The 11,966-nt window shown below is 34.4% G+C and carries 11 protein-coding genes; 4 read left to right on the forward strand and 7 right to left on the reverse strand.

Translation table 11 applies throughout. The annotated features are described in order from the left end of the window. Window positions 1-20 precede the first annotated feature (20 nt). The 6 genes from agaV to J3U13_RS04100 all read right to left on the reverse strand — a co-directional run bounded on the left by agaV (window position 21) and on the right by J3U13_RS04100 (window position 5,797). Entirely contained in the window at window positions 21-503 is a 483-nt protein-coding gene (agaV, locus tag J3U13_RS04075) for a PTS N-acetylgalactosamine transporter subunit IIB (protein ID WP_267340314.1), read from the reverse strand. Between the two features lie 37 nt (window positions 504-540). Next, window positions 541-1,710, reverse strand: a complete 1,170-nt coding sequence (locus J3U13_RS04080) for an SIS domain-containing protein (RefSeq protein WP_267340315.1) — start codon at window positions 1,708-1,710, stop codon at window positions 541-543. A gap of 48 nt (window positions 1,711-1,758) precedes the next feature. Continuing rightward, window positions 1,759-2,541, reverse strand: coding sequence for a transcriptional repressor AgaR (gene agaR, locus J3U13_RS04085; protein ID WP_267340317.1), 783 nt, complete (start codon window positions 2,539-2,541; stop codon window positions 1,759-1,761). Window positions 2,542-2,944: 403 nt separating this feature from the next. Continuing rightward, window positions 2,945-4,114, reverse strand: a complete 1,170-nt coding sequence (locus J3U13_RS04090; RefSeq protein WP_267340318.1) for an ABC transporter permease — start codon at window positions 4,112-4,114, stop codon at window positions 2,945-2,947. Next, on the reverse strand, window positions 4,111-5,223 hold the full coding sequence (locus tag J3U13_RS04095; protein WP_267340319.1) for an HlyD family secretion protein: 1,113 nt from the start codon (window positions 5,221-5,223) through the stop codon (window positions 4,111-4,113). Before J3U13_RS04095 ends, J3U13_RS04090 begins: the two co-directional genes overlap by 4 nt. Window positions 5,224-5,296: 73 nt before the next feature. Then, entirely contained in the window at window positions 5,297-5,797 is a 501-nt protein-coding gene (locus J3U13_RS04100) for a MarR family winged helix-turn-helix transcriptional regulator (protein WP_267340321.1), read from the reverse strand. Window positions 5,798-6,102: 305 nt separating this feature from the next. Between J3U13_RS04100 and nirB the strand changes: the two genes are divergently transcribed. The 4 genes from nirB to cysG are packed head-to-tail and all read left to right on the forward strand — an operon-like array spanning window position 6,103 to window position 11,167. Then, the gene (gene nirB / locus J3U13_RS04105) at window positions 6,103-8,628 is read left to right on the forward strand and encodes a nitrite reductase large subunit NirB (protein WP_267340322.1); all 2,526 of its coding nucleotides are present in this window, start codon (window positions 6,103-6,105) and stop codon (window positions 8,626-8,628) included. Between the two features lies 1 nt (window position 8,629). After that, window positions 8,630-8,962, forward strand: a complete 333-nt coding sequence (gene nirD, locus J3U13_RS04110; protein WP_267340323.1) for a nitrite reductase small subunit NirD — start codon at window positions 8,630-8,632, stop codon at window positions 8,960-8,962. A gap of 25 nt (window positions 8,963-8,987) precedes the next feature. Next, window positions 8,988-9,755 carry a nitrite transporter NirC gene (gene nirC, locus J3U13_RS04115; RefSeq protein WP_267340324.1) on the forward strand — a complete coding sequence of 256 codons (768 nt, stop codon included), beginning with the start codon at window positions 8,988-8,990 and terminating at the stop codon, window positions 9,753-9,755. 38 nt (window positions 9,756-9,793) lie between these two features. Then, window positions 9,794-11,167 (forward strand): siroheme synthase CysG, encoded by a 1,374-nt coding sequence (gene cysG / locus J3U13_RS04120; protein ID WP_267340325.1) that lies wholly within the window; start codon window positions 9,794-9,796, stop codon window positions 11,165-11,167. Window positions 11,168-11,311: 144 nt separating this feature from the next. Here the strand turns inward: cysG and narL are convergent, their stop codons facing one another. Next, window positions 11,312-11,965 (reverse strand): two-component system response regulator NarL, encoded by a 654-nt coding sequence (gene narL / locus J3U13_RS04125; protein WP_267340327.1) that lies wholly within the window; start codon window positions 11,963-11,965, stop codon window positions 11,312-11,314. Window position 11,966: the final 1 nt, after the last annotated feature.

Below are 11,966 nucleotides of genomic sequence, written 5' to 3' on the forward strand. Positions count from 1 at the left end.
AGTTTGCTCCCGTATTAGGATTAATCAAGTAGATCTATTATTTTTTGACCAGCTTCATCTGGCACACGGCGAATCTCACATTTTACACCTAATTTTTCAAGTTCTTTAAAAGCAGCTATATCTTCTTCATCAATAGATACTGTTTTATGAATTTGTTTTTTTCCTTCTGAAAAATGCATATTACCTACATTAACAAATTTGATTGGTACGCCTCCTTTAACGAGAGTTAAAACATCATGTGGTGTTTTACAAACAATAAATATTTTTTGTCGTTCGGCTGCTTTCCCAATAATGTCGATGGTTTTTTGTAAAGTGAAGTAACGGGTTTGTATTCTCTCTGCAATAACCATATCCATAAGATTTTGTTGTACAGGATCTTGTGCTGCATTATCATTAGCAACTAATAATAAATTAGCTCCAAGTGCATTGACCCAAGTCACCCCAACTTGACCATGAACTAAGCGATTATCAATGCGCGTCATAAGAATATTCGGAATGTTCATACGTTTTACATCCTTTGTTTTGTGATAATTGGATACCCTAAATTTGATTAAATGGGTAAATAGTAACGCCTTTTACTACTCGATTAACTTCACCTGTTGGACAAGGATTATCAGGTGTTAAACCATTATTTAATGATTTTTCAAATGCAAGCATTTGGGAAAAAATAAGGTATGGGAAGATGAGCCAGCAATCTGAATAATCTCCATTTACTGTAAGTATATTTTGTTTATTACTGCTACTTTTTCCGCATAATACAAACACATCGGTTGCGATATGGTCATTAATTAATTCATTAAATAAATCAGTATCATATTGATGTGTATAATGTTCATTAGTGAAGAAGCAAACAACTAAACTTTGTGAATTAATCATAAATTTAGGACCATGACGTAAACCTAAAATTGAATCAAATCGAGAAACTATTTTACCCGCTGTTAGTTCAAGAATTTTTAATGCAGACTCTTGAGCGACACCAATAAAACAGCTACTACCGATATAAATAACTCTTTCATGGTTTTTATGTGCTAATTGTTTAGTTATTTGCTGCCAACTTTCTATTTTTTGTTCACAGACACGAGCAATTTCCATTACAGCCTTATGTGCCATCACATGATCAATATTTCCCAAAAGGAGTAATGCTGCAAGCATCATACTACTAATACTTGAGGTCATAGCAAAACCTAAATCATGAGCTCCTTCTGGCATGACTAGTTGAAGAATACGATTTGATGAATTGTTAGATGTTGCATAATCGATTAAAGCACAGTTTGGGTTACATATTAAAAATAAGTGATAACAATCAGAAATTAATTGATCGGCTAATTTAACCGTTGCCACACTTTCAGGACTATTTCCCGAACGAGCAAATGACACCATTAACGTTTTTTTATTTGGTGAAAAATATTGTAGTGGGTCAGCAACAATTTCCGTTGTGCCATAGGCATGCACGTTTCGATGAGTATGCTCCCTTAACCACGGCGCAAGAGCAACACCACCAAAAGCCGATGATCCAGCTCCAGTCAAAATAATTTCTAAACTCGGATCAGACAGCAAAGGTTTTAAAAATGTTTGTAGTTGGGTTCTGTTTCGATCAATTAACTGTAGTAAATCACGCCAAATTTTAGGTTGTTGACAGATTTCTTTAGCAGTATGTTCTGCACCGTGCTTTTTAAGCCAATCTAGTGAATAATTTAAGTACTTTTGCATAATTTAGATCCTACCTTTGAGTGATCATTTGGTTAAAAATAAGATCATCTATATATCTACAATTTCCACGTTAATACCTAATGAATGGAATTGCATTAAATGATCTTTGGAAATTTTTGAATCAGTCACTATTGTGTGAATAAGATGAATTTTTTCTATCGTGCAGAAACTTTTCCGACCAAACTTTGTTGAATCTGTTACTGCAATAATGTGTTCAGAAACTTGGCACATTGCTCTATTAACCGAAGCTTCACCAAAATTGGGAGTTGTAATACCTGCATTGAGATCAAATCCGTCAACACCTAAAAATAATTTATTAAAGTGGTACATCTTTAATTGTTGCTCAACGGTTGGACCTGAAATAGAGTAAGCCTTGTTTCTAATATTACCGCCAGCTATGATCACTTCTATATTTGTATTGATGGTTAATTCGTAAGCAATGTTAATCGCATTTGTAAAAACGATTAAATTCTGTTTTTTACCTAAATATGGCACCATTGCAGAGGTTGTTGAGCCTGAATCGAGAATAATTCTATCGCCATCATTTACCATATTGGCAGCTTTTTTAGCAATCTTATTTTTTATTATTGAATTTATGCGACTTTTATCAAATAAAGGTCTATCAAAAGCGAAAGTTTTATTTATCATTGCTCCCCCATAAGAACGTAATACGCAGCCTTTTTGCTCTAAGTGGCGAAGATCATTACGGATTGTGACGGTAGAAACATTAAAAAGTTTACTTAACTTATTTACTGATACGGTATTTTCTTTACCGAGTACATGAATAATTTTTTCTCGACGCTGTAAAGTGTTCATGATTTCATTAGTCATAAAGTTGTAACTTGTTAACCTTTCATTTTGTTATTAGATTTGAACATATGTAAGGGACTGAAAAATGATAAATAAGTCACAAAATGGATTTTGCTTAAAAAAAACAAAAAATCATTTCATTTGAAAATAAGTGAAAGAATGAAAATAAAATTATATTTCAGATAAATAATAATTATTATTCTTATTCAAATAGTTAACAAAAAAATAAATAATGATTAAAAATTTTTTGAATCAGAAATGAAAGTACGTAATTTCATTTTATAAAGTGATGTTTATCACAAATTTGGTAATTTGATTTAAAATAATACTCATTTTGGGCAGATTTAATGTAAAAATGATTAGAGGAAAAAATTAGTGTGAGAAAGTTATTGAAACCATTTTATAGTTTCAATAACTGGATTTTTTAATTCAATTCCGGCTGAGAAGTAGATTTTTTAACTTGGTTAAAAACTATCATTACCACAAATGCAATAACAGTTAAATAAATAATAAACATTCCATAAGTGGACAGCATATCAATGAGTGAACGCCCACGCATAGCGATATCTCGGAAAAAACGGAATAACCAAACTAAAGGAAAGGCGTGGCTAACATAATAAGCCCATATTGGCATAATACCAACAGCCATTGTTGATCCCCCCATAATAAAACCTGGAGGTACTAAAAATACCATTTTACTTGCACCTTCACCTGGATTATTTGTTTTCCAGGAGAGTAAAAAACCTAACCAACCAAATGCTAGCCCTGTCATAAATATACTAGGTACAAATACGAAATAATTACCATCAAAACGCAGTTGTCCAAATAAAACTAGTACTGCGGTAATCAATGTTAATCCGGTGGTATAAAACAATGCATAAGGTATTGTTCTTGCCAATAAAGCGACAAATCCTCTTTCTAAAACGGTATTCCACATGCCAGTAACTTTTAAACGACCTATAATCATCAATGATGTTAATCCATATGTTAAAGATGAGAAAAAGTAAACAAAATAGATGATGGTAGAAATCGTTGATGAACTTGCTGGGTTAAATAGATTACGAGATTTTAGCTGCATAGGTGATAAGGTTGCTTCGGTACCTTCTCGACCAAACCCTAATGAAGAAACTTTACCCACACTTAGTTCTGCACCTAATTCAGGTATATATTCGTTGAGATTTTGAAGTACTTTAGCATTTTGGGCTTCATTCGTATCATCAGCAAAGTAACCTAAACGAACAGTTTGATCCCCTTTTTTTAAACTCTTTTCTAACCCTTTAGGAATATATAACACTCCTAAATTACGGTCATGAGAAACTAAAGTTATAGGGTTAACCGGCGATCTGATTACTTCCGAAACTTCAATGTAAGAAGACGTATTTATTTTACTAATTAATTCAGTCGAATAATTAGAACCATCAAGGTCAATAACTGCAATTTTTCCTTCAAATACCGAACTATGGCTTAGTACTATAGAAAAAATAAGCGCAACAATAGCGGCTAACCCTATAGCAACCTTGTAATACGGGATAAAGTAGCCTGATAACATTGCATCAAGCTCTTCTTGAATAGATTTAATGATGTTTTGCATCATTGTTCAACCTCAAGTGTCATTCCGGTTAATAGTTTTGGAATGGATTCCATATATATTCTGACCTGATAAGACGTTAAATCGGCTTGACCTCGTTCTCGAGTCATGCGTAAATCAGCAAAAGATGGTGCTGCTGTAGCAAAACGAACCTTACCTTTTACTTTTTTATCCAAAGCAATCACATTTGCTTTAACAGTTGTACCTGGTTGGTAGTTATTAACCATTTTTTCATTCACGTAAATATCGATATATTTACGATCAGTTTCTAATAATACAGCGGGTGCGCCTGTTGGTGCCAATTCACCATCTTCAAACATCAGTTTTAAGACTTTACCATCTTCAGGTGCTTTTAACGTCAGTCGTTGATAATTAATTTGCAACTGTTTTAAATCAGCTTCGCCTTGAGCTAACTGTGCTTTAAGTTGTGCTAATTGATTTTGGCGATTTTTAAGCTTTTGTCTGGCAATTGTAATTGATTGTAGTGACATGCCAGTGGCATTTTGCGTTTTCTCAAATTGGCTGACTTGTTCTGATGTAGCACCAATCATTAATGTCGATAGCTGGCTTTCAATTTGGACAACTTGCATTTTTGCTCCAATAAAAGTATTACGAGCATTATCAAGTTGAGATTGTGAATTTCCACCTGTTTTACGTAATTGTGTTTGCCGATCAAACTCAGTGCTAGCTAAATTTCTAGCAGATTTTGCCGATTCTAAGCTTGCTTTTACTTCTTCTATTTTTCGCCAAGTAGATAGTTCAGAAAGATTGGTTTCATTTTCTGTGATTTCAATTGCAGCTTGTTCTTGATTGACCGCAGCTCTTTGACTATCAACCAATGCTTGTAATCGATCAATTGCTAATTTTGTATCGACGTCCTCTAATTGCATTAAAGGATCCCCTTTTTTAACCATTTGTGATTCTTCTACAAATCGCTTAATGACTTTACCTCCTACATTCTGAAAAGCCACATTAATTTCATCAGCCGTTAACACGCCTGATTTAATGCTTTTAGCAACCGTTACCGCATCATTTCGAGAGCCCAAAAAGATTAAAAACGATCCAACAAATAGGAGAAGTAAAAAGATAACCGGAATTTTGACATTTTTTTTCATATATAGCTTATTTTCCATTTATTTAGTCAGCTAAGTATTTAATTAAAAAGAACGACTTCAATTTTCATTGAAGTCAGTTATTTCGTAATAATTTACGTAACATAAGTATTAAAGATTCTTGTTCTTGCGAGTTTAGTACCTGTGCAAAAGTACGAATCGATTTAAGGTGATCGGGTAATGCATTTTGAATAAGTGTTATTCCAGCTTCTGTCAAAGTTATCAAACGTGAACGACCATCTTCCTCGTTTTTTGTCATGGATATTAATGGATTGGATGTGGTCAACATTCGCTTGACCATAACTGATACGGTTGCTGGAGTTACTCCTATACGTAGTGCAAGTTCGCCAGCACTGGTTTCACCTTCAGAATATAATGACATTAACAAAGCAAACTTACCTTCAGAAACGTCATAATCTTTAGTAAGTTGTGCATAAATATTTGAACGAATCAAATCAGCTGTTGTTATCAAACTTAAAACTAGGTCAATACCCGATACGTCGATAATATCATCATTAAATCTTTGTGCTCGTGCTAATGTCTCACGAGATGGAAGCTTTCTTAACTTGTAATTCAATTATCATTACTCAATTTATTTAGTCGGCTAATTATACTGGTTTAATCTTAATTGGCAATCATTTTTTATTTGATTTTTTTATATCTGTTAATGACTAATTAACAAGCCTGTTTTCAAAGGGGCTGTAACATTTTTAATTTTACTTAAATATAAAATATAAATAACATAATGTATTTAAATAATATTATTTGAGATTACTACTAAAGTAGTAACCCTTGAGAGTAATTATATTCCGTATAAAGTTTCATACAATGTGGATAGTATCAAAATTGATTATTTAAATTAGAATAAATTGGAGCTTTAGTATGAGTAAAACCAATCTCGTTATCATTGGTAATGGGATGGTTGGACATCATTTTGTCGAAGAAATTATCGACAAAATACAGTCTGATCAATTCAATATTACAATTTTTTGTCAAGAACCTAGAGTCGCTTATGATAGGGTACACCTTTCTTCTTACTTCTCTGGCTTTACTGCCGAAGAATTATCGCTTGTTCGTGATGGATTTTATGAAGAAAATCACATCAATGTTTTATTAAATGAAAGTGTGATTTTAATCAATCGTCAGCTTAAACAAGTGTATTCACAAACTGGGCGAATTGTTGAGTACGACAAGTTAGTGATAGCGACAGGTTCATATGCTTGGATTCCACCAATTAAAGGTGCTGATGGATCTGATTGTTTTGTTTATCGTACTATTGAAGATTTAGACGCTATTGCACAATGTGCTCGTCATTGCAAAACTGGGGCCGTAGTTGGAGGTGGTTTGCTTGGACTTGAAGCAGCCGGAGCGCTTAAAAATTTAGGTATAAAAACCCATGTAGTTGAGTTCGCCAACGTTTTAATGGCTGAACAGCTTGATGTGATGGGTGGTGAACAATTGCGCCATAAAATTGAAGAAATGGGGGTTAGTGTACATACCAGCAAAAACACCCAAGAAATTTTGCATACACCAAAAGGTAAAGTAATGAAATTTGTTGATGGTTCATCGCTAGAAATCGACTTTATCATTTTTTCTACTGGCATTCGTGCAAATGATCAGTTAGCGCGCGATTGTCAGTTAGACATTGGTGACCGTGGAGGCATTGTAATCAATGATTATTGTCAAACGTCCGATCCTGATATATATGCTATTGGCGAATGTGCATGTTGGCAAGGCAAAATTTTTGGTTTAGTGGCTCCTGGTTATAAAATGGCTCAAATTGCTGTTGCACATTTGCTTGGTGGCAGTGCCTCATTTGAGGGTGCTGATATGAGTGCTAAGCTAAAATTGATGGGCGTTGATGTTGGAAGTATTGGCGATGCCAAAGCTAAAGCTGTGGGTAACCGTAGTTATGTATATTTAGATGAAACTATCCCTGTTTACAAAAAATTAGTTGTATCTAATGATAATAAAAAATTATTGGGTGCTGTTTTAGTGGGAGATACGGCAGATTACAGTAATTTATTACAATTGATGCTCAATAACATGGATCTACCTGAACACCCTGATACTTTGATTTTGCCAGAATATACTGGTTCTAAACCAACAATGGGTGTCGATGCGTTGCCAAATTCAGCTCAAATCTGCTCTTGCTTTGATGTTACTAAAGAAAAAATCATTAATGCCATTAATGCAGGCTGCCATACTGTAGCTGCGATTAAAGCTCAAACTAAAGCTGGTACAGGTTGTGGAGGGTGTATACCTTTGGTTACACAAATTCTCAATACGGAATTAGCAAAACAAGGTATAGAAGTCAGTCATGCACTTTGTGAACATTTTAAATATTCTCGCCAAGAACTATATCATCTGATTAGAGTTGAAGGGATGACAACATTTGAGCAGGTGATAAAAAAATATGGTATTGGTTATGGTTGTGAAATTTGCAAACCAACGATAGCTTCGTTATTAGCCTCATGTTGGAATGATTATATTTTGCGTCAAGATTTGATCCCTCTGCAAGATAGTAATGATATCTTTCTCGGTAATATTCAAAAAAATGGTACTTATTCAGTTATACCTCGTAGTGCAGGTGGAGAAATTACGCCTGAAGGACTGATCGCCGTCGGAAAGATAGCTAAAAAATATCATCTCTACTCTAAAATTACTGGTTCACAACGTATTGGTCTTTTTGGTGCGCAAAAAGATGATTTGCCGGCTATTTGGAAAGAGCTAATTGATGCTGGATTTGAAAGTGGTCATGCTTATGCTAAAGCCTTACGGATGGCAAAAACCTGTGTCGGTAGCACATGGTGTCGTTTTGGTGTAGGAGATAGCGTTAGTTTTGGCGTGGAGTTGGAAAATCGTTATAAAGGCATTCGTGCTCCCCATAAATTTAAATTAGGAGTATCAGGTTGTACTCGTGAATGTGCAGAGGCACAGAGTAAAGACATTGGTGTGATTGCTACTGAAAATGGGTGGAATCTATATGTCTGTGGTAATGGAGGAATGAAGCCTCGTCATGCTGATTTACTGGCGGCCGATTTAGATAAAGCTACATTAATTCAGTATCTCGATCGTTTTATTATGTTCTATATTCGTACCGCAGATAAATTACAACGTACGTCTGTTTGGCTTGAAAATATGGAAGGAGGTGTTGACTATTTACGTAGTGTGATTATTGATAACAAACTTGGTATTAATGATGACCTAGAAACAGAAATGACTCGTTTACGCAGTTTATTTGTATGTGAATGGAAGCAGACAATTGAACATCCGGAAAATCAATATCGATTTGCTCACTTTATCAATAGCAACAAACGAGATGAAAATGTTCAGTTTATTCCTGAGCGAAATCAACATCGCCCAGCAAGTTTACAAGAACGCTATGCAATATTTGAGGAGCAATAATATGACGGATTGGGTAACTGTTTGTAAAATAGATAATATACTGCCTGGAGCAGGTGTTTGTGCGTTAGTTGGAAGAACACATGTAGCGATCTTTCGACCTTACCATTCCAACAAACTTTATGCGATAAGTAACATTGACCCTTTTGCTCATGCTAGTGTGTTGTCACGTGGCATTATTGGTCAGCATGATGATGATTTATGGGTTGCTAGTCCACTAAAAAAACAACGTTTTCGATTAAAAGATGGCTATTGTTATGATGATGAAAATAATTGTATCCCTCACTATGAAGTGAAAGTGAATGATGATGGCTTTGTACAAGTAAAAGCGGATTAAATTTATTTAAAGGGAAAACTTTGTTATGTATAGCGATACTATCAATAAATGTGCCGCTAATGCGGCACGCATTGTTCAATTTGCAAAATTTAATCCATTCGGATTTTGGTTAAGTTCAGCTATGGCTGGCGCATATGTTGGGCTTGGTATTATTCTTATTTTTACGCTTGGTAATTTAATTGATCCTGCCTTAAGACCATTATTAATGGGGGCAACATTTGGGATTGCTTTAACGTTAGTCATAATTGCTGGTTCTGAATTATTTACGGGTCATACCATGTTTTTAACCTTTGGTGTGAAATGTAAAAGCATTACTCATAAACAGATGTGGTTTGTATTACCGCAAACTTGGTTAGGCAATTTGCTAGGTTCAATTTTTGTTTCATTAATTTACTTCTATGCTGCAACTCCTTTATTATCAACTGATACCAGTTTAGTACATGGTGCAGCGTTAGCTAAAACATCAGCGCCAGCTAGTGCTTTATTTTTTCGTGGTATTTTATGTAACTGGTTAGTATGTTTAGCTATTTGGATGGCAAATCGCGTTGAAGGATCTGCAAAATTTATTGCTATTTGGTGGTGTTTACTGGCTTTTATTGCTTGTGGTTATGAACATTCTGTTGCCAATATGACACTTTTTTCTTTATCTTGGTTTGGTAACCATGGTGATAATTACACATTAGCTGATATAGGTCATAATTTATTATGGGTTTCATTGGGTAATATTGTTTCTGGTGCTATTTTTATGGGGTTAGGATATTGGTATGCAACACCTAAATCAGAACGTCCTTAGTACCAATTACATAGTTAAAGTACAGGAATGACAGAGTTATGGATTATTTTCCTTTATTTTGTAAATTACAAAATCGTAATTGTTTGTTGGTTGGGGGGGGTGAAATTGCTGAACGAAAGGCTCGTTTGTTGCTTGAGGCTGGGGCTAATCTTACTGTTAATGCGGTCACTTTTAGCCAACAATTTTTGTGTTGGCAAGATCAAAAGCAATTAATTTTAGTTCAAGATGAATTTAGAGCTCAATTACTTGATGATAAATGGTTGGTTATTGCTGCTACTGACAATGACAAAACTAACCAACAAGTAAGTATTGAAGCCGAAAATCGACGTATTTTTTGTAATGTGGTTGATTCTCCTAAAAATGCTAGCTTCATTATGCCTTCAATTATCGACCGTTCACCAATTATGGTAGCGGTTTCATCTGCGGGTCATGCTCCCGTTTTAGCACGATTATTACGTGAAAAATTAGAGGCTATTTTACCACAACATTTAGGTAAATTAGCCAAATATGCTGGTTATTTACGTAATAAAGTCAAATTAAGTTATAAAACATTAACAGAACGTCGCCGATTTTGGGAAAAGTTATTTACCCATGATAGGTTAGCACAAGCTATTGCAAATAATGATTCAGAACGTATTGAATTATTAACTAGTGAATTATTTAATATGTCACTTGATGATCGCGGAGAAGTTGTTTTAGTTGGCGCAGGGCCAGGTGATGCTGGCTTATTAACATTAAAAGGACTACAGCAAATTCAACAAGCTGATATCATAGTTTATGATCGATTAGTATCAGATGAAATTATGAATCTTGTTCGTCGCGATGCTCAGCGTATTTTTGTTGGTAAACGGGTGGGATATCATTGTGTTTCACAAGAACAAATTAACCAAATCTTGTTAGAACAAGCTCAAAAAGGATTACGTGTAGTACGCTTAAAAGGGGGAGATCCTTTTATTTTTGGTCGTGGTGGAGAGGAACTTGAAACATTATTTAATGCTAATATCCCTTTCTCAGTAGTGCCCGGTATAACTGCTGCTTCTGGTTGTTCTGCATATAGTGGTATACCATTAACACATCGTGATTATGCACATAGCGTACGTTTGGTTACAGGGCATTTAAAAAATGGAGATCATTTGGATTGGCAGAGCTTAGCGGCGGAAAAACAAACTTTAGTTTTTTATATGGGGCTTTCTCAAGCGGAAAACATCCGGAATCAATTGATTAAACATGGTATGAATGCTCAAACACCTATTGCAATTGTCGAGGAGGGAACAAGTACTAAGCAAAGAGTCATTACTGGTTTATTGAACGATTTAGCGAATCTGGCTTTGCAAGCACGAAGTCCGAGTCTAGTTTTTATTGGGTCAGTGGTTGCACTGCGTGAAAAATTAAATTGGTTTTCTAATCATTAACTTTAATAGGCAAGTAAATGTTACCTGTTAGTCATATACTTGTCTGTTATTTATAGATTATTTTATTTTTAAAAACTGTAACGAATTGATTTTCAATAATTGTTGTTCTATATAAATTAAATCTATTTGTTTTCATTACTTGAGTTATTCCTTACTTTGTAAATACCATACTGTCATTTCCATGCGAGATTTGAAGTTAAGTTTTTTGAATATGCTTTTGATATGAACTTTTACTGTACTTTCGACAATATCTAAATCTTTGGCTATTAGTTTATTGGATAGTCCTTGCACTAATAGATGAAATATTTCATGCTCCCTAGGGGTGAGAAGGCTGACATCATGGATCGGTTTGGTTGTCGATTCTTCGCCATGACGCATATAATTAAGAATAATATGCGAAATTGTATCATCCATTATTACTTTTCCAATTGAAATATCTTGTAACGCTTTGAGAAAATCTTCTGGTTCCATATCTTTTAATAGGTAACCATCAGCACCTATTTTAAGAGCCGTAATAATATCTTCTTTTGCATTTGATACGGTAAAAATAATGATACGACTTGAGATATTTTTTTCACGTAAATTTCGAAGAATATCTAAACCATTAACATCGTGTATATTAATATCAAGTAATATAATATCTGGATCAAGCTCTTCAGCCAGTTTTATTCCTTCTATTCCTGACCCTGTTTCATCAACTATTTCAAAATGATTGACGGTGTGGATTAATTGCTTTACACCATTTCGTAACATAGGGTGATCGTCAATAAGTAATATTGAACTTTTAATTTGTTCCATT

It is taken from the genome of Gilliamella sp. B2887 (assembly GCF_026537015.1).
Lineage (GTDB): Bacteria > Pseudomonadota > Gammaproteobacteria > Enterobacterales > Orbaceae > Gilliamella.